This window comes from Micromonospora sp. WMMD980 (genome assembly GCF_029626035.1).
Lineage (GTDB): Bacteria > Actinomycetota > Actinomycetes > Mycobacteriales > Micromonosporaceae > Micromonospora.
In genome coordinates this window covers 3277075-3301308 of sequence record NZ_JARUBE010000003.1, presented here as the reverse complement: position 1 = coordinate 3301308, position 24234 = coordinate 3277075, and the positions used below count along the sequence as shown (strand labels likewise).

Here is a 24234-nt window from a genome sequence, read left to right as displayed (position 1 = left end):
GTCAGGCCGGCGCGTCCGCCAACGCCGCCAGGAAGTCCGCCACCAGGTCGTCGGTGTCCTCGATGCCGGTGGAGACGCGCACCAGGCCCGCGCCGATCCCGGCCGCGGCGAGCTGCTCGGCGTCCACGATCCCGGCCCACATCGAGCGCGGGTGCACCACCAGCGTGCTGACGCTGCCGAGGCTGGCCGCCCGCTTGGCCAGGCGCAACCCGGCCAGCAGCGCCGCCGCGCCGTCCCGGCCGGCGGCCAGCTCGACGCCGAGCACCCCGCCGAACCCGGTCATCTGCCGCCGGGCCAGCTCGTGCTGGGGGTGCGAGGGCAGCCCCGGGTAGCGGACCCGGGCCACCGCCGGGTGGTCCGCCAACGCCTCGGCCAGGGCGAGCGCGTTGGCGTTGTGCCGCTCCACCCGCAGCGACAGGGTGCGCAGGCCGCGCAGCAGCAGCCAGGCGTCCACCGGGCCGAGCGTGGCGCCGGTGACGATCGACGTGCGCCACACCCGCTCGACCAGCTCCGCGCCGCCGACCACCACCCCGGCGGACACGTCGGAGTGCCCGCCGAGGAACTTCGTGCCGCTGTGCCAGACCAGGTCCGCGCCGGCCGCCAGCGGACGCTGGTTCACCGGGGTGGCGAACGTGTTGTCCACCACCACCAGCGCGCCGGCCGCGTGCGCCACCTCGACGACGGCGGCCAGGTCGGTCAGTTCCAGCAGCGGGTTGCTCGGCGTCTCCACCAGCACCAGCCGGGTCTCCGGCCGCAGCGCCCGCGCGAACGCGTCGGAGTCGGTCTGGTCGACCTGGGTGCAGTCCACGCCGAAGCGTGGCAGCAGCCCGGTGGCCAGCGAGGTGGTGCCGCCGTACGTGCTGCGCTGCACCACCACGTGGTCGCCGGCGGCGAGCAGCGCCAGCGCGACAGTGCTGATCGCGCCCATCCCGGACGCGGTGACCAGCCCGGTCTCCGCGCCCTCCAGTCCGGCGACCACGGCGGCCACCTGCGCGTGGTTCGGGTTGCCGTAGCGGGTGTAGAACGTGCTGCCGCGCGCCTCGGTGGCGATCTCGGCGAACCGCTCGTCGGACTCGGCGCTGAAGGTGGCGCTCTGCACGATCGGCGGCGCGACCGCCCCGCCGGGGACCAGGCCGTCGTCGCCGTGCACCGCTGTGGTGCCGAACCCGGTCATCCGCGCGCCACCCGGTCCACCAGCGCGCGGTAGCTGCCCAGCGTGGTGAACTCCGGCAGCGTCAGGTCGCTGCCGTGGCGCTGGCGCAGCACGGTGACCAGCCGCAGCGCGCGCAGCGAGTCGCCGCCGGCGGCGAGGAAGCCGGCCTCCGGGTCGCGTGGCGCGGTGCCCAGCACCTCCTGCCAGGCCGCCGCCACCCGGCCCGCCCACCGCTGCCGCGCGTCCTCGGCGGCCACCGGCGACGGTGCGGCCACCGACGGCAGCGGCGCGTCCGGGTCGGCCGCCAGCAACCGGCGGAAGCCGTCGGCCAACGCGTCCACCCGGTCGGCCGGGACGTGCCGGTGGTCGTACTGGACCATCAGCCCGAGCCGCCCGGCGTCCAGCTCGGCGTCGACGGCGAGGCTGAACGCGACGTCCACGGTGACGCCCCGGCTGTCCACGATGCGGCTGCCGTCACCGGCCGGACGCGGCGGCGGGAAGTGCGTCCAGTTGAAGAAGTGGTCGAAGCGCGGACCCGCGCCGCCGGCCCGGACGATCTCGGCGAGCGGGAAGCGGTGGCGTCCCATCAGCTCCCGCTCGGCCCGCCACGCCTCGGCGGCCAGCTCGGCCACCGACCGGCTGCCCAGCGCGATGCGCACCGGCAGCGTGTTGAGGAACAGCCCGAGCGTGTCGGCGCTGCCCTCGCCCTCCGGCCGGCCGCCGACGACCAGGCCGCTGACCACGTCGTCCCGGCCGGCCAGCTCGCCGAGCAGCCGCAGGTGCACGGCGAAGAGCCAGGACTTGACCGGCACCCCGGCGTCCCGGGCGCCAGCGGCGACCCGCTCGGTGGTGCCGGCCCGCAGCGGCACCCGCTGGGTGGTGGTGGTCCGCGGCCGTGCGCCACCGACCAGCAGCGGCGCCGCGGCACCGGCGCCGTCCAGCCAGAACCGGCGGGTCGCCGGGTCGGCCAGCGCCGCCCGCTCGGCCGCCACGTACTCCCGGAACGGCAGCCCGGCGTCGATGGGCGCGGGCGTGCCGGCCCGCTCCCGGTCGTACCCGGCGAGCAGGTCGGCCAGGAACAGGTGCAGGCTCCAGCCGTCGAGGACGGCGTGGTGCTCGGCGACCAGCAGCGTGAACCCGTCGCCGCCGGTGCGGACCGCGTGCAGCCGCAACAGCGGCGGCCGGGTGAGGTCGAACGGGCGGCGGCGCTCCTCGGCGACCAGCGCGTCGATCCGGGCCCGGCGGGCCGGCGCGTCGAGGCCGGTCAGGTCCGTCACCGGCAGGTCGACCGGCACCCGCGCGTGCACGAGCTGCAACGGCTCGGCGTACGCGCCGAGCGCGAAGCCGGTGCGCAGCACCGGGTGCGCGTCCACCAGCGCGGCGAGCGCCCGGCGCAGCGCCGGGGAGTCCAGCGGCGCGGCCACCTCGTGCGCGGTGACGTTGTGGTAGACGGCCGGGTCGCCGGTCAGCTCGCCGTGGTAGACCATGCCGAGCTGGAGCGCGGTCATCGGGTACGCGTCGGCCAGCCCGTCCGGCAGCCGCTCCCGGTCGGCGGCGCCGACCAGGGCGAACCGCCCCTGGTCCGCGGCCGGCTCGGGCACGACGCCGTCCAGCGTGATCCGGCCGTGCGCCACCAGCTCCCGGATGGTCTGGTGGGTGAAGATGTCGTTGAGCTGGAACGACAGCCCGCGCTTCTGCGCCGCCACCTGCATCTGGATGCTGCGGATGGAGTCGCCGCCGAGCGCGAAGAAGCTGTCCGTCACGCCGAACGTGGCCACGCCGAGCACCTCGCGCCACGCCTCGACCAGGATCTCCTCGGCCCGGTTCGCGGGTGTCGCCGCCGGGTCGCCGGCCGGTCGCTCCGGTGCGGGCGCGGGCAGCGCCGCCCGGTCGAGCTTGCCGTTGCGGGTCAGCGGCAGCTCGTCCAGCACCACCACCGCGGCCGGCACCAGGTGCGCCGGCAGCCGTTCGGCGAGCCACTCCCGGGGCGGCGCGACGGATCCGGTCGCCGGGGCGGTGTCCGCCACCGCGTCCGAGGTGGCGGCGTACTCCGGGCGGACCGCGTGCAGGGTGTGCCGGTCGGTGCCGGCCAGTAGGTCGTCCTGGCGGGTGACCACGGTGAAGCCCCGCTCCTCCAGCACCGCCACCAGCTCGGCCAACCGGCCGGCGGTGGCGGTGCCCGGCGCGTCGTGCACCTCCATGGCGACCTGCGCGACCAGCGGCCAGTGCCGGTCGTCCAGTCCGGCCAGGACGTCCGCCTCGGCGCGCTGCACGTCGATCTTCAACAGGTCGATCCGGGCCGGTGCCAGCTCGTCGAGCACGGCCGACAGCGGTCGGACCGGCACGGTCAGCTCCCGGCCGGCGAAGCGCTCGGCGAGCAGCTCGTCGGCCCGGTCGAGCAGCACGTCCCGCTCACCCGCGCCGGCGTCGCGTTCGTTGGCCAGGTACCGCTTGATCACGCCGATCTCGGCGTCCGGGTCGGCGTACGCGGCGTGGCCGGACATCATCGAATAGCCCGGGTAGTAGGTGAACGAGACCTCGCCGGGCTTCCGGGACAGCCCGTGCGCGTGCACCGTGGCCGGCACGCCGAACTCGGCGACGTTGCGGCGCAACGCCTCCACCACGGTCGGCACCGGCTCGAACGCGTGGATCGTCGCGTCCGGACAGACCTGGTGCACGAAGAGCGAGAACATGCCGATGTTCGCGCCCACGTCCAGCACCGTCGCGCCGGGGCGCAGCACGATCCCGTCCCGGAGGTAGACCCGCTGGGTGAAGATCTCGTCGTACAGGTAGCGGGTCTCGTGCGGGTTGATCCCGGTGACCCGGGTCAGGTCCAGCGCGGCGCCGGCACGGGGCCGGACGTAGGCCACCAGCCGGTCGCCGTACCCGTCGTCGTCGCGGGCGACCACCGCGGCGTCGGCGACCTCCGGGTGGCCGCGCAGCACGGCGGCGACCTCGCCCGGCTCCACCCGGAAACCGTGGATCTTCACCTGGTCGTCGAGCCGACCCAGGTAGCGCAACCGCCGCTCGGCGTCGAAGCGGACCCGGTCACCGGTGCGGTAGACCCGCTCGACGCCGCCGTCGGGCAGCGGCAGCGCCACGAACCGGCGGGCGGTCGCCTCCTCGTCGCCGAGATAGCCGTCGGCGAGCTGCGGGCCGGCCACACACAGCTCCCCGGCCACGCCGGGCGGCACCGGGCGCAGCCGCTCGTCGAGCACCCGCACCGCGACGCCCGGCAGCGGCCGGCCGATCGTCGGTGGGTCGCCGGCCCGGATCTCCGCCGCGGTGCTGTCCACCGTGCACTCGGTCGGGCCGTAGAGGTTGACCGCGCGCACGCCCGGCAGCGCCGCCACCTCGGCCCACAGGTCCTCGGGCACGGCCTCGCCGCCGAGCAGCAGCAGCCCGGGCAGCCGGGCGTCCCCCGCGCCGGCGAGCAGGATCCGCAGTTGCGACGGGGTCAGGTCGAGCACGTCCACCCGGTGCGCGGCCAGCGCGCCGGCGAGCGCCGCGCCGTCGCGCCGCACGCCCTCCGGCACCAGGAACAGGCCGCGCCCGTGCGCGAGTTGCACGAGCTGCTTCACCGAGGCGTCGAACGTCAGCGGCGCGTTCACCGCCACCCGCAGGCCGGGCGGGCTGCTCGCGTACACCGTCTCCTCCAGCGCGCCGGTCAGGTGCGCGGCGGCGGCGTGCGACACCCGCACCGGCCGCGGCGTGCCGGTCGAGCCGGAGGTGAAGATGACGTACGCCGGGTCGGTCGGGGCCGGCGCCGCCGGCGGCGGGCCGCCGGCCGCGACCAGCTCGTCCACGGACACGGTCGCCGGGCCGCCGAGGCCGATCACGCACTCCGCGCCGACCGCGCGCACCTGCGCGGCCAGGCGTGGCGCCGGGGCGTCCGGGTCGAGCGGCACGAACACCGCGCCGGCCCGCAGCACGCCGACGAACGCCACCACGGTCTCCCGGGACCGGGTCGCGAGCACGCCCACCGGCGCGCCGGTCAGGCCGCGCGCGGCGAGCGCCGCGGCCACCCGCGCGGCCCGCCGGTCCAGCTCCTCGACCGGGTACGCGCCGTCCGCCGCCACCACGGCCGGGGCCTGCGCCGCCATCGTGGCCAGGCCGGCGTCGAGCAGGTCGGCGAGGGTACGCGCCGGCGCCGTGGCCGCCGTTCCGCCGGCCCCGGACAGCCAGCTCGCCTCGCCGGCGCCGAGCACCGCCAGCGGCGCGTCCCCGGCCAGCGCGGCCGGCAGGCTGCGCAGCACCGCCACCAGCGAGTCGAGCAGCCACTGCCCGCCGGTGACCCGGAGCGTGACCTCGCCCTCGCCGGTGCCGATGCCGTCGCCCTCGCCGTCGCCGTCGCCCTCGCCGTCGCCGTCGCCCTCGCCGTCGCCGTCGCCCTCGCCGTCGCCGGTGCCGTCGCCGGTGAGCACGGTGAGCCGGGGGCCGGTCGGCGGCGGCGGGACGGGCACCTCGGCGGTCACCGCGCCCAGGGCGGCGAGGGTGTCCGGTGCGACCGTCGGCTGCACCGCGAACCCGGCGACCGCGCCGGTGCTGTCGTCGACCGGGTCGACCAGGTGGAACGTCTCGTCGGCGGCGGCCTCGGCGGCGCGTACGGCGGCCAGCAGCTCGGCCGGCGCGGCCGGCAGCGGCAGGGCCAGCCGCAGCGGGCCGTAGCCGCCCAGCGGACCGACCACGGCGGCGGTGCCCTCGGCCCGGCGGCCGTCGTGCCAGCGGGCCAGCACCAGGTCCGACTCCTCGGCCCCGTCCGGCGCCTCGGCCCGGCGGGCGACCGCGACCGCCCAGGCGGCCAGCAGCACCGTCTCGGCGGGGCAACCGGCGGCCTCGGCGATGCCGGCCAGGTCGGCGGCGGGCAGCGTGCCGGTGACCACCGCGCCCGGGTCGTCACCGTGCGGCTCGACCAGCCGGGCGGCCGGGGCGACCGGCGCGGGCGCCGGCGCGGCGTCCCGCTCCTCCACCTGCCACTCGGTGACGTCGAGGAACTGCAACGCCTCCTCGTCGGCCGGCGGCAGGTCACCCGCGTACGCCCCGGCCAGGTCGGCCAGGACCAGGCGCAGGCTGGCCGGGTCGGCGACCAGCGGGGTGGCGGCCAGCTCCAGCGCGTCGTCGGTGAGCGTCACCGACAGCTCGCCCTGCGCGCCGACGGTGACGGTCCGGTCGTCGTCCACGTCCTGCAACGGCACCCGCAGGCCCGGGTGGTGCACCAGGGTCAGCCGCAGCGCCTCGTGCCGGGCCACCACCGCGTCCACGGCGGCCTGCAACCGGGCCGCATCGAGCGGCCGGTCCAGCCGCACCCGGGCCCGGACCAGATCCTGTTTGCCGGCCCAGGCCAGCCGCTGGACCGGGGACAGCCGGTATCCGTTCACCACACACTCCGGTTGACGTAGAGGTCGGACATGGCGACCAGGATCTGCCGGTCGCCGGTGAAGGGTTCCCGGCCGTGGGTGGCCAGGAAGTTGTCCACCACCAGCACGTCGCCGCGCCGCCAGGGCACGGAGATCGCGTGCTGCCGGTACAGCTCGCGGATGCCGCCGACCACCTCGTCCTCGATCGGCTCGCCGTCGCCGTAGTGGGCGTTGCGGGGCAGCCCCTCCGGGCCGTACTCGCGTCTCAGCGCGGCGGCCACCTCGGGCGGCATGTTCGACACGTGGAACAGGTGGGCGTGGTTGAACCACACCGTCTCGCCGGTACGCGGGTGGACGGCCGTCGCCTGCCGCCGCGCCACGGTCCGCAGCCCGTCGGCGCCCAGCCAGGTGAACTCCGTCGCCGAGGCGGCGCAGTATGCCTCCACCGCCGCCCGGTCGGTGGTCTGGAACGCCTCCTGCCAGGGCAGGTCCAGGTGCGGGCCGTAGTTGCGCACGTAGCGGACGCCGTCGCGGGCGAACCGTTCCCGCACCTCCGCCGGGATCAACGGGGTGATCACCCGCTCGGCGGCCAGCGGGGTCGCGCCGCCGCTGCCGGTGGCCGGCTGCGCGCAGTGGAAGTAGAGGTGCGTCGGCCAGTTGTGCGAGTACGACATCTCGTGGTGCAGCGGGATCCACTGGGCGGCGTTGAACTCGGTGGAGGTGAACACCTTGTCGGCCACCTCGTGCCGGGGCGCGGCCCGCTCCAGGTAGCCGAGCAGGTCCGGGCCGACCGCCCGGGCCGCCCGGCCGAAGTCGTCGGCGCTGCGCACGTCGAAGCCGCGGAAGAAGACCGCGGCGTGCCGGTCCAGGTCGGCCAGCAGCTCGGCCCGCCGCCCGGCGAGCCAGCCGGCCAGGTCGAGGTCGGGCACGGCGGCCTCGACAAGCAGCACGAAGTCGTCCGGGCCGAGCGTGCGGCGGGTCACCGGCGCGGTGACCGTGCCACCAGCGGCACGGCGGCGGGGTCCGGGGGCGCTCATGACGCACCGTCCTCGGTGTGCAGCTCCGGCGCCGCGACCGGGTCGGACATCGCGGTGAGGATCCGCCGGGGCGGGGTGAACGGCTCCCGGGCGTGCGCGGCGAGCATGTTCTCCACCAGCAGCACGTCCCCCTCGTGCCAGTCGAACGAGCGGGTCTCCGCGGCGTACGCGGCGCGCAGCTCGGCCAGCACGTCGTCTCCGATGGGCGTGCCGTCGCCGTACGCGGTCTGGTAGGGCAGGTCCTCATCGGCCAGCGCCGCCCGCAGCCCGGCGCTCACGTCCGCCGGCAGCGAGGTGACGTGGAAGAACAACGCGTGGTTGAACCAGGTGCGTTCCCCGGTGACCGGGTGCCGTCGCACCGCCGGGCGCACCTGCCGGGTGCGCAACTGCGTCTCGCCCACCCATTCCACGTCGATCAGCGCCCGCGCGCAGTACGCCTCGACCTCGGCACGGGAGTCGGTCTGGAACGCGGTCTGCCAGGACAGGCTGATGCCGGGCAGGTAGTTGCGCCGGTAGAGCACGCCCCGTCGCGCGAACCCGTCGACCGTCTCCGGGCGCAGCCGGGCCAACACCCGGCGGCTGTCCGCCAGCGGCGTACGCCCACCGGCGGCCGGCGCGACCTCGCAGTGGAACACGATGCGCAGCGGCCAGGTGACCGTGTACGACTGCTCGTTGTGCAGCACGATCGGCTGGTCGGCCGGGTGTTCGGTGGAGGTGTAGACGCCGTCGGCGACCCGGCTGCGCGGCGAGGACCGTTCGCCGTAGGCCAGCACGTCGCCGGAGAGCGCGCCCATCACGGTGCGGAAGTCGTCCGCGCCGGCCACCGCGAAGCCGCGGAACAGCACCGCGCCGGCGCGGCGGGCCAGCTCGTCCACCTCGTCGCGGTGCCCGGCCAGCCAGCCGGCCAGGTCCACGTCGGGCACATTGGCCCGCACCAGCGCCGGCAGCGGGCCGCCGGGCCAGTCCGGTCGTACGTCCACCAGGTTCCGTTCCCGGCCGCGGCGGGGGACGGGCCGCGCGACCCGGATCTGATCGGTCATCTCTCACTCCCAGCGGTGTCGACGCAGTCGGCCAGACTGCGCCGGGGGTCGGCGGCGGCGGTGCGCAGCAGCGCGGTGAGGCGGCGGTGCCAGGCCGCCACCGTGTCGTGGTCGCACAGGTCGGTGCGGTAGGTCCAGAGCGCCGCCAGCCCGCCGCGCCTGTCGTCCAGCCAGAGCGTCAGGTCGAGGCGGGCGGTGTCCGGGGTCAGCTCGACGCCGGTGAACGCGCCGCCGGCGACGCTGCGGTGCCGGGCCGGTGGGGCGTTCTGCACCCCGAACGCGACCTGCACCAGCGGGTTGCGGTCCGCCCGGCGGACCGGGCGCAGCCGCTCGACAAGCCTGTCGAACGGGACGTCCTGGCGGGCGGCGGCGAACAGCGTGGCCCGACGCGCCTCGGCGAGCAGGTCGGCGAAGCTCCGGTCCGGGGCCGGGCGCAGGCGCAGCGGCAGCGTGTTGACGTGGCACCCGACGCCGCGTTCGGCGGCCACGCTGGTGCGCCCGGCGAAGGCGACACCGACCAGCAGGTCGTCCCGGCCGGTTTCCGCGCCGAGCAGCGCGGCGAACGCGGCCAGCCCCACCATGTGCAAACTGACCCGGCGCGTCCGGGCCAGCTCCCGCACCGCCGCCGCGGTCGTCAGGTCCACCGTGGTCCGCAGCGCGGCGCCGCGCCGGGCCGGGTGGTTAGCAGGGGGCCCCTGCTCTACCGCAGGCGTTAAGCGGGGGCCCCTCCTTATCTCCAGGAGGGTGGGGGCGCCGCGCAGCTCGCGGAGCAGCTCGTCGAGCGCGCGGCGGCCGGCGGGGCCGGCGAGCCAGGCGTGCTGCGCGGCGGCGAGGACGGCCGGCCCGGGCGCCGGCTCGGCGGGCGCGTCCGGGTCGTCGTAGGACTCCGCGAGGTCGCGCACCAGCACCCCGAACGACCAGTCGTCGGCGATCGCGTGGTGCGCCACCAGCAGCAGCGCCTCCGCCCGGCCGGCGGCGTCGGGCACCAGGCAGGCGCGCAGCAGCGGCCCGGTCGCCAGGTCCATCGGGTCGGCGGTGGCCCCGGCGGTCAGCCGGGCGAGCCGGTCGTCGAGCGCGGTGCCCGGCTCGGGCGGCGCGACGACGAGGTCCGGTCGGGCGTCCGGGCGGACCACCTGCACCGGCCCGTCCGGCCCGGCGGCGAGGACGGTGCGCAGCGCGGGATGCCTGTCGACCACCCGGTGCAGCGCCCGGGTCAGCCGGTCCGCCTTCAGTGGCGCGGCGAAGCGGACCGCGAACGCCAGCAGGTAGGACGTGTCGGCCGGGTCGAGCCGGTGCAGGAACCAGAACCGCCGCTGCGCCGCGGACAGCGGCGCCGGCCCGTCCCCGGTCGGGGATCCGGCCGCTGCCGGCCCGGGGTCGAGCCGGGCCGCCGGGTGGCCGGCAGCGCCCGGACCGTCGGGCCGGTGCGCCGGTTCACCCCGGGGCGGGGCGAGCGCGTCGAGGCGGGCGGCGAGCGCGGCGACGGTCGGGTGGGCGAACAGGTCGCCGGGGTCGACCCGGTGGCCGGTCACGTCGGTCAGCCGGGTGGCGCACCGGACGGCCAGCAGCGAGTCGCCGCCGAGCGCGAGGAAGTCGTCGTCCGGGCCGGTGACCGGCACCCCGAGCAGGTCCCACCAGACCTCCGCCACCACGGCGGCGGTGCCGTCGAGCGAATCGTGGTCGGCGGCGGAGCCGAGGTCCGGCGCGGGCAGGGCCGCCCGGTCCACCTTGCCGTTGGGGAGCGTCGGCAGCCGGTCCAGCCAGACCACGGCCGCCGGCACCAGCGGCGCCGGCAGCACCTCGGCCAGCCGGGCCCGGACGTCGTCGCGCCGGTCCCCGACCAGGTAGCCGACCAGCAGCGGGTCCCCGCTCGGGCCGGGCCGGACGGCGGCGGTCGCCTCGCGCACGCCGGGCAGGGCGGCGAGCCGGGCGGCCACCTCGCCCAGCTCGATCCGGTAGCCGCGCAGCTTCACCTGGTCGTCCAGCCGGCCCAGGTAGGCGAGCTGCCCGTCCGGGCGCAACCGGACCCGGTCCCCGGTGCGGTACATCCGCTCGCCCGGCCGGAACGGGTCCGGCCGGAACCGGGCCCCGGTCTCCGCCGGCCGGTCCAGGTAGCCGCGGGCCAGCCCGGCGCCGGCCAGGTACAACTCACCCGCCTCGCCGGGCGGCACCGGCCGCCCGTCCGGGTCGAGCACGTACGCCCGGGTGCCCGGCAGCGGACGGCCGATCGGCGGGTCACCGCCGTCGCGCGGCACCTCGGCCCAGGTGGAGTACGTGGTGTCCTCGGACGGGCCGTAGAGGTTGCACAGCCGGCGCACGTGCGGACGCGCCCACACCCGGGCGGCCAGCGCGGCGGTCAGTGGCTCACCGGCCAGGCAGACCGTGCGGACGCCGGGCGGCAGCGCCCCGGCGGTGAGCAGTTCGCCCATCGCGGCCGGCACGGTGTTGACGAGCGTGACCGGCAGCCGGTCCGCGCCCGGCGCGGCGAGCGCCAGCACGTCGTCGACGAGCAGCACCCGGCCGCCCCAGGCGAGCGGGCCGAAGATCTCGAAGACGGAGAGGTCGAAGCAGACCGAGGTGGCGGCGAGCATCCCACCCAGCTCGGTGTCGTCGAAGGTCTGCCGGACCCAGTGCAGCAGCGTCGACGCCGAGCGGTGCTCGATGGCCACGCCCTTGGGGCGTCCGGTGGAGCCGGAGGTGTAGATGACGTACGCCAGGTCGTCCGGGGTGGCCGGCGTCGCCGGGTCGGTGGCGTCACCGGTCGGGTCGAGCCGGTCCACGAGCACGGTCGGGCCGGGGAACCGGTCGGCGAGGCCGGTGGTGGTCAGCACCAGCCGCGCCCCCGAGTCGGCGGTCATGAACGCCACCCGGGCCGCCGGGTACGCCGGGTCCAGCGGCACGTACGCGGCTCCGGCCTTGAGCACCGCGAGCAGCGCGACCACCAGCTCCGGCGTACGGGGCAGGCAGACGCCGACCCGGTCGCCGCGCCCGACCCCCCGCGCCAGCAGCGCCCGGGCCAGCCGGTTCGCCGCCTCGTCGAGGTCCCGGTAGGACAGCGTGGTGTCGCCGTGCCGGACCGCGTCCGCGGCCGGGGTGCGGGCGGCCTGCGCGGCGACCATCCGGTGCAGGCAGTCCACCGGCGCCGGGGCGGGGCCGGCCCGGCGGGCGGCGGCGCGGCGGGTCGGGCCGGCGGGCCGGGCGGGCGCGCTCACCGGGAACCACCGCCGGTCACGGCCGCGAGGCGGCGGTCCGCCTCCTCCTGGATGCGGTCCTTGTCGGCGAGCACGACCCGGCCCGGGTCGTTGTCCGGCAGTTCGTCCTCCAGCCGCCGGATCCGCCGGTACGCGATGCCGCCGGCGGCCAGCGCGAGCGCGCAGAGCCCGGCCAGGATCGCGGCCAGCGCCATGCCCCGGCCGGGCCCGGTGCCGACCAGCCCGGCGAGCGGGCCGCCGGGCCGGGCCAGCGGGGCGAGCACGTGCTCGGCGAGCGGCCCGGCGCTGAGGAACCCGGCGGGCACCATCAGCCAGGACAGCATCTGGGCCATGGCGAGCACCCGGCCCTGGAGTTCGAGGCCCACCTTGGCCTGCACGATCGCCAGCCAGTGCGTGTTCACCAGCGCGGTGGCCAGGCCCATGCCGAACAGGCCGAGCGCCGGGAACAGCGGGTCCGGCCGGAGCCCGACGGTGAGCAGCGAGACGCCGAGCAGCACGACGCTGGCCAGGATGCCCGTGGTCCGCCGGGCGGTGCCGCCCCAGACGCCCATCAGCACCGACCCGACGACCATGCCGACGCCGCTGGCGGCGAGCACCCGGCCGAGCACCGCCGGATCGCCGAAGGAGAGCGCCAGCGGGGTGACCAGCACCTCGACCATGGCGAAGAAGTAGTTCAGCGACGCGACCAGGACGACCAGGGCGACCAGCCCGTGCCGCCGGACGATGAACCGCCAGCCGCCCAGCACCTCACGCCGGAACGGCTCCTCCCGGCGCACGAAGAGCGTGTCCGGGAAGCGGACCGACAGCGTCACGGTGACCGCGACCGCGAAGGTGACCAGGTCGATCACCACGATGCCGCGCAGCCCGACCGCGAGCACCAGCGCGCCGCCGACCAGCGGGGCCAGCACGGTGCTGGTGGCGGTGCCGAGCGAGACGATGCCGTTGGCCCGCCCGTAGTAGCGCTTCGGCACGAGTTGGGTGACCGCCGCCTGGTAGGCGGGTTGCTGGAACGCGGTGGCCACGGCCGTGACGGTGATCGCGGTGAGGATGTGCCACAGGTGGAGCTGACCGAGCCAGAGCAGCAGCGCCAGGCTCACCGTGCCGGTGGCGGCCAGGCAGTCGGCCAGCACCATGATCCGGCGGCGGTCCCACCGGTCGGCGAGCGCGCCGGCGATCGGTGACAGCACCACGGCCGGCAGCAGCGCCAGCACGGTGGCGGTGGCGAACAGCGACACCGAGCCGGTGCGCTGGTAGACCCACAACCCCATGCCGAACGCGGTCAGCCCGCTGCCGATCAGCGACACGAGTTGGCCGATCGCGACCAGATAGAACACCGCCAGGCTGGGCGCCGCCGTCCGCCGGGGCGCGACGTCCGCCGGAGACGCCGCCGCCGGAGCGGTCCGGGCCGTCCCGTCCGGCTGCGCCGACGCGGGTACGGCGGCGCGCCGGTCCGCCTCCGCCGGCTCCGGTGCGGCGGTGGAACCGTCCGGCTCCGCAGGCGCGGCGGCGCAGTGCGCCAGGATGATTCCGGCCAGCTCGGCCGGCTGGTGCTTGGCGAAGTAGTGCCCGGCGCCGTCGATCACCTCCAGCGACACCCGGTCGGCGAAGAACTCCCACTCCAGGTAGCGCTCCTGGTAGAGCTCGGTGGCCCGGTCACCGCCGCCGACCACGCAGACCAGCGGCGCGGACAGCTTCGCCGGCAGGCCGGCGGCGTAGACGTCGGTGTAGTAGTCCTCGCCCCGGGCCGCGTCGGCCAGGACGACCCGCATCACGAAGTCCTTCTCGGCCGCGTCGAAGACCTCGGTGAAGAAGCCCATCGCGCGCAGCGACTCCAGCGTGCGCCGCTTCGACGCCCAGCGCTCCACCGGAAACCACCGGCGCAGCCAGCCGAACACCCGACCGGGCAGCCGGGGGGCGGGGAAGTGCGCGCCGATCACCACGCCGGTCACCTCGACGCCCGCCGCCTCCAGGCGGCGGGCCAGTTCGACCGCCTCGGCGCCGCCCACGCAGTGCCCGTACACCGCGACCGGCCCGGTGAGCTGCCCGACCACCTCGGCCACGCAGCGGTCCACCAGCTCGTCCAGGTCGAGCATCGGCTCGTCCGGGCGGTTCAGGTCGTGCCCGGGGCGTTCCAGCGCGTAGAGCGACACCCCGGCCGGCAGGGCGTCCGCGAGCGGCTGGAAGGTGATCGCGGAGCCGCCGCCGAACGGTACGCAGAGCAGCGTCAACGTGGTCGTCGTGCCCGGCCGGGCCGGCGTCAGCTCGTGCAGCAGCTTCCCGGCCGAGCCGCCGGTGGCGTCCAGGTGCTCGGTCAGCGCCCGGATGGTCGGATGGCGGAACAGGTCGAGCACGCTGATCGCCGGGTCGCTGCCGGCCAGCGCCTTGATCGCCCGGAACGAGTCGCCGCCCAGGTCGAAGAAGTCGTCGTCGATGCCGACCCGGTCGTAGCCGAGCACCTCCGCCCAGCGGCGGGCCAGCGCCGCCCGCAGCGGGGTGTCCGGCTCACCGGCGCCGGCCGCCGCGCGGTCGCGGCGGGGCGCGGGCAGCGCCGCCCGGTCGACCTTGCCGTTGGCGTTGAGCGGCATCCGGTTCAGCGGCACGAACGCCGACGGCACCATGTAGTCCGGCAGCCAGGCCCGCACGAACGCCCGCCACGGCGCCGGGTCGGCGGCGAAGTCGGCGGTCAGCTCGCTCCCGGTGTCGGGCTCGGGCCCGTCGGCCAGGGTCAGGTAGGCCACCACGGCCTTCTCGCCCGCGTCCTCGCGGACCACCACGGCGGCGTCGCGGACCACGTCGTGGCGGCGCAGCACCGCCTCGATCTCGCCCAGCTCGATCCGGAACCCGCGCACCTTCACCTGCGAGTCGCCCCGCCCGAGGAACTCGATCCGGCCGTCGGCGAGCCGGCGGCCGAGGTCACCGGTGCGGTAGAGCCGGCCGACGCCGTCCGGGTCGGGCACGAAACGCGCGGCGGTCAGCGCCGGGTCGCCGTGGTAGTCGCGGGCCAGTCCCGGCCCGCCCAGGTGGATCTCGCCGGGCACGCCGACCGGGACCGGACGCGACGCCGCGTCGAGCAGGTGCGCCCGCATGTTGCCGATCGGCCGGCCGATCGTGGGCCGGGTCTCGTCGGGGGTGACCCGGTCCATGGTGGCCCAGACCGCGGCCTCGGTCGGGCCGTACAGGTTCCACAGCGCGTCGACCCGGCCGGCCAGTTGCCGGGCCAGCGGCGCGGGCACCGCCTCGCCGCCGCAGACCGCGGTGAGCCCGGGGGTTCCGGCCCACCCGGACTCGATCAGCAGCCGCCAGGTCGTCGGCGTGCCCTGGGCCAGCGTGACCCGCTCGGCGGCGAGCAGCGCGGCCAGCCGGGACGCGTCGTAGGCGACGTCCCGGTCCACCAGCAGCATGCGGGCGCCGACCACCAGCGGCAGGAACAGCTCCGGCACGGACATGTCGAAGGCGAAGCTGGCCATCGCCAGCATGGTGCCGTCGCGGGTCAGGCCGGGCCGCTCGCGCATCGCGGCGAGCGTGTTGACCACCGCGCCGTGGGTGACCCGGACGCCCTTGGGCCGGCCCGTCGAGCCGGAGGTGTAGATCAGGTACGCCAGGTGGTCCGGCCCGACCGACGGCGGGGGCACGGTGTCCGGCTCCCCGGCCGCGTCCGGTGTCAGCACCGTGCCGTCGAACCCGAACCGGTCGATCAGGCCCGCCTCGGTGACCAGCACCGGGGCCCCGCTGTGCGCCAACACGTACCGTTGTCGTTCCACCGGGTACTCCGGGTCCACCGGCACGTACGCCCCGCCGGCCTTGAGCACCCCGAGCAGCGCGATCGGCAGGTCGGGCGAGCGGGGCAGGCAGACCGCGACCGGCACGTCCGGGCCGACGCCGGCGCGGCGCAGCCGGTGCGCCAGCCGGTTGGCGCGCGCGTCGAGCGTGGCGTAGTCGAGCGTGGTGCCGCCGAACGTCACGGCCGGCCGGTCGGGACCCGCCGCCACCTGGTGGGCGACGAGGTCGACGAGCGTCGGCACCCGGCCGGGCGGGGTGTCCCAGCCGGCCGGCGTGTCGGTGTCGTTCCACCCGGCGAACCGGGCGTGTTCGGCCTCGGTGAGCAGCGGCAGCGCCGCCAGCCGGGTGTCCGGGGCGGCGACCGCGGCGGCGAGCAGCGTCTCCAGGTGGCCGACCATCCGCTCGGCGGTCGACGCGTCGAACAGCGCGGTGTTGTATTCCAGCCGGAATCGCAGTCCCTCGGCCACCTCGTACGCGTACAGCGCCAGGTCCTGCTGGGCGATGCCGGGCTCCACCGCGAACGGGGTCATCCGCACCCCGGCCGCGTCGGTGTCCCGCTGCTCGGGCACGTTGAGCAGGTTGAACATCACCTGGAACAGCGGGTTGCGGCTCAGGTCGCGGGGCGCGTCGACCAGATCCACCAGCCGCTCGAACGGCACCTCCTGGTGCGCGTACGCGTCCAGCGCGGTGCGCCGGACCCGCCCGAGCAGCTCGGCGAAGGTCCAGTCGCCGTCGAGCACGGTCCGCATCGGCAGCATGTTGACGAAGAAGCCGACCATGGGCTCCAGTTCGGCCCGGACCCGGCCGGCGACCGGGGTGCCGACGCAGACGTCGTGCTGGCCGGTCCACCGGAACAGCAGCGTCTGCCACGCGGCCAGCAACGTCATCGCCAGCGTCGCCCCGTGCGCGGCGCCGAACCGGCGCACCGCGTCGGCGGCCGGCCGGGGCAGGAGCAGCGTGCGGACCGCGCCGTCGAACGTCTGCACCGGCGGGCGCGGCCGGTCGGTGGGCAGCTCCAGCGCGGCCGGCACCCCGGCGAGCTGTGCCCGCCAGTACGCCACGTCCGGACTGTCGCGGTCGGCGAGCCGACCGCGCTGCCAGCGCGCGAAGTCGGCGTACTGGACGGCCAGCTCGGGCAGCGGGTCGGCGTCTCCCCGCCGCGCGGCGGCGTAGAGCGTGGCCACCTCGCGGGCCACCACGCCCAGCGACCAGCCGTCGGAGACGGCGTGGTGCATGGTCAGCGACAGGACGTGCCGGTCGTCGGCGACGCGCAGCAGCACGGCCCGGAACAGCGGCCCGGTGGCCAGGTCGAACGGGTGCCGCACGTCGGCGGCGAGCGCGGCGTGCACCCACCCGGGCACCGCCTCGGCCACCGCCGGCTCGACGATGCTCCGCGGCCCGGCGGGGTCCGGGTCCGCCGGGGCGGTCACCACCGGCAGCTCCACCGGCGCGGCCGGCAGCACCCGCTGCACCGGGTCGCCGTCCGGGCCGAGCGGGAACACGGTGCGCAGCGCCTCGTGCCGGCGCACCAGCCCGGCCAGCGCGGCGCGCAGCGCGTCCAGGTCGAGCGTGCCGTCGAGCAGCAGCGTCGTGCCGACGGTGTAGGCGTTCTGCGCGTACGCCCGGTCGAGGAACCACAGGCGGTGCTGGCCGGAGGAGAGCGGCGCCGGGCCGGCGTCCGGCGCGGCGCGGGGGATGCGGTCGGCGACCGCCGGCCCGTCGAGGTCGACCACCGGGGCGCCGGCGCCGGCCGGGTTCCCGCGCGACGTGCCCACCCCGGTTCCGGCCGCGTCGCCGGTCCGGTCCGCCGTGGACCGCCGGTCCCGCCCGGTCGCGGCGGCCGCGACCAGCGTCGTCCCGGCGCTGCCGGTCCCGACCTCGGCCAGGGGCGGGTCCGTCGTCGGCGGCGCTGCTCGGCCGCCGGTGGCGGGCAGCGCCGCCGCCAGCGCCGCGACGGTGGGCCGGGCGAAGACGGTCTCCAGCGGCACCGCGACGCCCAGGCGGGCGCGCAGCCGAACCACCACCTGGGTGGCGAGCAGCGAGTGCCCGCCCAGCTCGAAGAAGTCGTCGTGCGCGCCGATCGGCCGGATGCCGAGCAGATCGGCCCAGACCTCGGCCACCGACTCCTGCGCCGCGCCGGCCGGCGCCAGGTAGGCGGTGCTCAGCTCCGGCCGGTTGCCGGCGTCGACAGTGCCGGTACCCCCGGACGACGTCACCGCCGACGCGTCGCCCGGCCCGGCTGCCGCGACAGCGACCGGATCCGGGCCGGCGGGCGGCGCGACCGGGTCCGGTCGGCGCGCGGGCGCGATCCAGTGGCGCCCGCGCTCGAACGGGTAGCCGGGCAGCGGGACCCACCGGTCGCCGTCGCCGTGGAACCGGTCCACGTCGACCGGGACGCCGGCCAGCCAGAGCCGCCCCACCGCGTCGAGCAGCGTCGCCCGGTCGTCGGCGTCGGCACGGGGGTGCCGCATCGCCGCCACCGCGTGGGCCGGGCGCACCCCGGCGAGCCGGGCCAGGCCGCCGAGCGCGTGCCCGGGGCCCACCTCCACCACGGCGGCCTCCTGCTCGGCGCAGAGCGCTGCCGACTCGGCGAACCGGATCGGCTCGCGCAGGTGCCGCACCCAGTACGCCGGGTCGGTGACCAGGCCCGGCGTGACCGGGCCGCCGGTCAGGTTGCTCAGGTAGGGGCGGTCGGGTTCGGCGTAGTCGACGGCGGCGGCGTGCGCGGCGAACTCGTCCAGGATCCCGTCGAGCAGCGCGGAGTGGTAGCCCCGGGCCACCCGCAGCGGCCGGCAGTCGACGCCGTCGGCGGCCAGCCGGTTCCGCAGCCGGTCGACCGCGGTCGGGTCGCCGGACACCACGCACAGCTCCGGGGCGTTGACCGCGGCCAGCGACAGCCCGTCGTCGAGCCGCGTGGTCACCGCCGCCTCGCTCAGGCCCACCGCGAGCATCGCCCCGGCCGGCGTCCGTTCCACCAGCTCGCCGCGCACCCGCACCAGGCGCAGCGCGTCGGCGAGGGGGAAGACGCCGGCCAGGCAGGCGGCCACGTACTCGCCGAGGCTGTGCCCGACCATCAGGTCCGGGCGCACGTCCCGGGCCAGCAGCGTCCGGGCCAACGCGTACTCGGTGACGAAGAGCGCGGGCTGCACCAGGGCGGGGCGGTCGAGCAGCCGCTGCGCCGCGCCGTGCCCGCCCGGGGCCGGGTCGAGCACGGCGCGCAGGTCCCGGCCGAGATCCGCGCCGAGCAGTTCGGCGCACTCGTCCACCACCGCCCGGTAGGTCGGCTCGGACCGGTGCAGCCCGGCGCCCATCGCGACGTGCTGGGCGCCGTGCCCGGGGAAGGCGAACACCAGCGTCCGGCGGCCGCCCGGGTGCGTGCCGGTGAACCGGCGCTGCGGCGTGTCCAGCGCGGACGCCGCGTCGGCGACGTCCGCCGCCACCACGTATCGGCGGTGGGCCATCGGCTGCCGGCGGCCGAGCGCCGCCGCCACGTCCGCGAGCGCCACCCGGGGGTGGGCGTCGAGGTGGTCGCGGAGCTGCCCGGTGGCGCGCTCCAGCGCGGCCGGGGTACGCGCCGACACCACCAGCAGCCGTGGCCCGGCCGGGGCGGGGGGTGGGGCCGGCGCCGGCGGCGGCTCCTCCAGCACCACGTGCGCGTTGGTGCCGCCCATGCCGAACGAGCTGACCCCGGCCCGGCGCGGGCCGTCCGCCGCCCACACCCCGGCGGCCCGGTCGAGCCGGAACGGGCCGGTCGTGACGTCGATCGCCGGGTGCGGCTCGGCCACGTTGATGGTCGGCGGCAGGGTACGCGTCCACAGCGCCATCACGGTCTTGATCAGCCCGGCCACGCCGGCTGCCGCGTCGGTGTGCCCGATGTTCGCCTTCACCGAGCCCAGCGCGCAGAAGCCCGGTGCGTCGGTGTCGCGCCGGAACGCCTCGGTCAGCGCGGCCACCTCGATCGGATCGCCGAGGCTGGTGCCGGTGCCGTGCGCCTCCACGTAGCCCACCGAGCGGGGGCGCACCCCGGCGTCGGCGAGCGCCCGGCTGATCACCTCGACCTGGCCGGCGACGCCGGGCGCGGTGTAGCCGGTGCGGCGTGCCCCGTCGTTGTTGATCGCCGAGCCGCGGATCACCGCGTAGACCGTGTCGCCGTCGGCGAGCGCGTCGGCCAGCCGCTTGAGCACGACCACCCCCACCCCGCTGGACTCGATGCTGCCGCGCGCGTCGGCGCTGAACGGCCGGCAGTGCCCGTCGGGGGAGTAGATGCCGCCGTCGTGCCAGAGGTAGCCGCGCCGCTGGGCGGGGAAGACGCTGACACCGCCGGCCAGCACCACGTCGGACTCGCCGCGCAGCAGGCTCTGCCGGCCGAGGTGCACGGCCACCAGCGAGGTGGAGCAGGCGGTCGCCACGGTCACCGCGGGCCCGGTCAGGTCGAGCTGGTAGGCGACGCGGCTGAGCAGGAAGTCCTTGTCGTTGCCGAGCGAGATCTGGTGCTCGCTGAGCCCGCCGGTCAGCTCCGGGTGACCGGCGAGGTGGTCGAGGAGGTAGGAGCTGCGTCCCGAGCCGGCGAACAGGCCGACCCGGCCGCCGTGCCGGGACGGGTCGTGACCGGCGTGCTCCAGCGCGTGCCAGGCGCACTCCAGCAGCAGCCGGTGCTGCGGGTCCAGCGTCTGGGCCTCACGCGGGGTGACGCCGAAGAAGGCGGCGTCGAACTCGTCGATGCCGGGCAGGACGGTGCCGGCCCGCACGTAGGCCGGGTCGTCGATCCGGGCCGGGTCCGCGCCGTCGGCGAGCATCTCCTCGACGGTGAACTCCCGGACCGACTCCACCCCGTCGCGGACGTTCGCCCAGAACTCGTCCACCGTGCGGGCGCCGGGGAACCGGCAGGCCATGCCGACCACCGCGACCAGGCCGTCGGCCGGACCGGCGGTGGCGGTCGTCGCCGCGGCGGGTGGGGCCTGCGCGGCCGGCTGCGGGTCCGCGTCGGTGGCCGTGACACCGATGAGGTACGCGGCGAGCGACTCGGGCGTGGGGTGGCGGAACAGGTCGGTGGCGGTCAGCACGTCGCCGAGCCGGGCGCGCAGCCGGTCGAGCACGGCCAGCAGCCGCATCGAGTGCCCGCCCAGGTCGAAGAAGCTGTCCCGGGGGCCGATCTCCTCGACACCCAGCACCTCGCGCCACACCTGGACGACCAGCCGTTGCAGGCGTACCCGGTCGGCGTCCCACCGGGCCGGGGCGACGGTCCGGCGGCTGTCCGGCGTGGTGGCGCCGGGACCGGCCGGCTCCCGACCGGCGACCTCGGACCCGGTCCGGACGGTCGTTGCGGGCTGGTGGACGCCGCGCGGGCCCGGCGCGGGCAGCGCGTCCGGGTCGACCTTGCCGTTGCCGGTCAGCGGCAGCGCGTCGAGCCGGACGAACGCGGCCGGCACCAGCCAGGACGGCAGCTCGGCGGCGAGCGTGGCGGACAGCCCCGCCGGGTCGGCGCCGTCGCCGGCCAGGTAGGCCACCAGGCGCGGGTCGGTCGGGTCGTCGCGGCGCACCTGGACGGTCACGTCGGCGCGCGGCCGGTGCCGCCGGATCGCCGTCTCGACCTCGCCGCACTCGATCCGGTAGCCGCGCACCTTGACCTGCCGGTCGGTGCGGCCCAGGTAGTCGAGCACCCCGTCCGGGCGGCGGCGGGCCAGGTCGCCGGTGCGGTAGAGGCGCGCGCCGGGCACGCCGGCGAACGGGTCGGGCAGGAACCGCTCGGCGGTGCGGTCCGGCTGCCCCAGGTAGCCGCGGGCCACCCCGGCGCCGCCGACGTACAGCTCACCGACGACACCCACCGGCACCGGGTTGCCCCATCCGTCGAGCAGGTGGAGCGCGGTGTTGGCGATCGGCCGGCCGATCGGCACCGAACCGTCGGCCGGGGCGTCCGGCTCCACCTCGTAGGCGGCGCAGCCGACCACCGTCTCCGTCGGGCCGTACTCGTTGACCAGCGCGGTCTCCGGCGCGTGCGTCCGCCATGGGGCGATCTGGTCGGCGCGTAGGTTCTCGCCGCCGATGACGAAGCAGCGGGTGCGTCCGGCCAGTTCCTCGGTGCGGAGCTGATGGGTGACCAGCTCCAACTGGGCCGGGGTGATCTTGACCAGGCCGAACGGGGTGGCGGTGTCGCGTAGCGCCTCGCCCAGCGCGGCCGGGCCGAGGTGCTCGCCGATCATCCGCACCGTGGCGCCGGCGGCCAGCGGCACGAGCAGGCTCGTCACGGTCAGGTCGAACCCGACCGACGAGTGCAGCGGGACCACGTCACCGGCGCGCAGCCGGTAGGCCTGGGTGGCCCAGCGCACGTAGTTCGCGACCCCCCGGTGGGTGACCGCCACGCCCTTCGGCCGGCCGGTCGACCCGGAGGTGTGGATGACGTACGCCAGGTCGTGCGCGGTGGGCGAGGGCCGGCGGCGCGGTCGTCGCCGCGGGCCGCCGCCGCGTGCCGGTTCGGCCGCCGCCGTCGGCGCGTCCGGCCCCGGGACCAGCAGCGCGGCATCCCCGGGCACCAGGTGGGCCAGCTCGGGGCAGGTGAGCACGGTCCGGGCGTCGGCGTCGTCGATCAGGTGCCGTAGCCGGGCCGGCGGGTTCGCCGGATCCAACGGGACGTAGGCCGCGCCGGCCCGCAGCACCGCCAGCACCGCCACGGTGAAGCCGACCGCGCGGGGTAGCAGCACCCCGACCAGCGCGCCGACCCCGACACCCCGCGCGCGCAGCGTCTCGGCCAGGGCGTCGGCCCGCGCGTGCAGCTCCCGGTAACTCAGCGCGGCCTCGTCGTCGGTCACCGCCACCCCGTCGGGGGTACGCCGGGCCTGCTCCTCGATCAGCGCGTGGACCAGCTCGTCCGGCTCGGCCGGGGTGGCGGTGCGGTTCTCGCCGGCCAGGTGCCGCTGCTCGGCGGGGGTGAGCATCGCGGCCGAGCCCACCGGCGCGCCCGGGTCGGTCAGCAGCGACGCCAGCAGCGTCTGGTAGTGCCCGGCGAGACGGGTCATCGTCTCGGCCTCGAACAGGTCGGTGCGGTACTCCAGCACGGTCCGCAGCCCGCCGGCGCCCTCCCGGACGGCGACCGTGAGGTCGAACTTGGCGGTCTCGACGGGCACCTCGACGGCGCTCACCTGGAGGCCGTCCAGGCGGGGCGGCTCCGCCTCGCGGCCGTACACGAACATCACCTGGAACAGCGGGTCGAAGCCGGCCCGGCGGGTCGGGCGCAGCGTCTCCAGCACCGTCGAGAAGGGCAGCTCCGCGCGGCTCAGGGCGTCGAGCACGGCGCCGCGCACCCGGCCCAGCAGCGTGTCGAAGGACGGATCGTCGTCCAGGCGGGCGCGGATCGCGACGGTGTTGAGCAGCAGGCCGACGAGCTGCCGTGCCTCCGGGTCGCGCCGGCCGGCCACCGGCGTGCCCACCACCACGTCCCGCTCGCCGGTCCACCGGGCCAGCAGCACCTGCAGCGCCGCCAGCAGCACCATGTACGGCGACACCCGCGCCCGCCGGCAGAACGCGGCCAGCTCCTCGGCGGGGACCTCCAGCGGCACCGCGACAACGGCCCCCGCGCCGGACGGCACCGCCGGGCGCGGCCCCCGGGTGGGCAGGTCGAGCGCCGCGGGCGCGCCGGCGAGCTGCTCCCGCCAGTAGTCGAGCTGGGCCTTCGCCTCCGCCCCGGCGAGCCAGGCCCGCTGCCGGGCCGCGTGGTCGCGGCAGTCACCGGCGACCGGGTCGAGCGCGGCGGGCCGCCCCGCGCGGTGGGCCGGGTAGAGCCGTTCCCACTCCCGGTGCAGGATGTCCAGCGACCACTCGTCGATCGCGACGTGGTGGAACGTCAGCAGGAGCACGTGCTCCTCCGGCGCGCAGCGCACCAGCTCGGCCCGGAGCACCGGCCCGCGCGCCAGGTCGAGCGGCTCGCGCGCGGCGGCCCGCAGCCGGGCGACCACCTCCCGGTCTCGCTGCCAGCTCGGCAGGCCGCTGAGATCGTGCACCCGCAGCAGACCCGGGCGCGGCGGGTGGACCACCTGGACCAGGCGGGTGTCGTCGCCGCCGGGCGCGGGCGCGAGCGTGGTACGCAGCGCGGCGTGCCGGGTCACCAGGTCGTCGAGCGTCGCGGACAGCGCCGGCACGTCGAGCGGGCCGTGCAGCCGGTAGGCCGACGGCACCAGGTAACCGGCCGAGCCCGGGTCGAGCCGGTCCAGTTGCCACATCTGGCGCTGGGCCGCGGTCGCCGGCGCGGAACGGCCGGGGTCGGGCCGCGCCGGTGGTGCCGGTGGCCGGGTCCGCAGGACGTCGGTCATCGCCTCCGCCTTCGTCACTGCCCGACCGCCGGGTGGGCTCCGTCCGGGCGCGCACGGACGCGCCCGAATCGGCCGGGTGAGGGAAAAGATCAGGATTCCTCGATGGGGAACCTCGCCCATCATGGCACCGGGAATCTTCGCCCGCCGATCCCCGGATCGTTCCGGCGGTCGACGCGTTCGGTGCCTGAGGCAACACGTTCGGCCAATTCCCGGGTGCCGGTAAGAAATGCGATTGCGGCGTGCCGCGCCGCAGTTCCGGCAACCGCCGGGGTGATGTCGCTCGTATCGGTCGTCGACCCACTGTGGCGGGATATGACGGGTGCGCGCAGTGTTGCCGCCGGTCCGGGGCGTC

General features: G+C 76.8%; 6 protein-coding genes. All 6 read right to left on the bottom strand.

Translation table 11 applies throughout. The annotated features are described in order from the left end of the window. Position 1 precedes the first annotated feature (1 nt). Genes O7618_RS15330 through O7618_RS15305 form a run of 6 tightly spaced genes read right to left on the bottom strand, consistent with a single transcriptional unit; the run spans position 2 to position 23882 of the window. The gene (locus O7618_RS15330) at positions 2 to 1174 is read right to left on the bottom strand and encodes an aminotransferase class I/II-fold pyridoxal phosphate-dependent enzyme (protein ID WP_278106780.1); all 1173 of its coding nucleotides are present in this window, start codon (positions 1172 to 1174) and stop codon (positions 2 to 4) included. Continuing rightward, positions 1171 to 6531 carry a non-ribosomal peptide synthetase gene (locus O7618_RS15325; protein ID WP_278106779.1) on the bottom strand — a complete coding sequence of 1787 codons (5361 nt, stop codon included), beginning with the start codon at positions 6529 to 6531 and terminating at the stop codon, positions 1171 to 1173. Before O7618_RS15325 ends, O7618_RS15330 begins: the two co-directional genes overlap by 4 nt. Further along, positions 6528 to 7547 carry a TauD/TfdA family dioxygenase gene (locus O7618_RS15320; protein ID WP_278106778.1) on the bottom strand — a complete coding sequence of 340 codons (1020 nt, stop codon included), beginning with the start codon at positions 7545 to 7547 and terminating at the stop codon, positions 6528 to 6530. Before O7618_RS15320 ends, O7618_RS15325 begins: the two co-directional genes overlap by 4 nt. Beyond that, entirely contained in the window at positions 7544 to 8587 is a 1044-nt protein-coding gene (locus O7618_RS15315; protein ID WP_278106777.1) for a TauD/TfdA family dioxygenase, read from the bottom strand. The genes O7618_RS15320 and O7618_RS15315 overlap by 4 nt, the downstream gene beginning before the upstream one ends. Then, positions 8584 to 11799 carry an amino acid adenylation domain-containing protein gene (locus tag O7618_RS15310; protein WP_278106776.1) on the bottom strand — a complete coding sequence of 1072 codons (3216 nt, stop codon included), beginning with the start codon at positions 11797 to 11799 and terminating at the stop codon, positions 8584 to 8586. The genes O7618_RS15315 and O7618_RS15310 overlap by 4 nt, the downstream gene beginning before the upstream one ends. Next, positions 11796 to 23882 carry a non-ribosomal peptide synthetase/type I polyketide synthase gene (locus tag O7618_RS15305; protein ID WP_278106775.1) on the bottom strand — a complete coding sequence of 4029 codons (12087 nt, stop codon included), beginning with the start codon at positions 23880 to 23882 and terminating at the stop codon, positions 11796 to 11798. The genes O7618_RS15310 and O7618_RS15305 overlap by 4 nt, the downstream gene beginning before the upstream one ends. Positions 23883 to 24234: the final 352 nt, after the last annotated feature.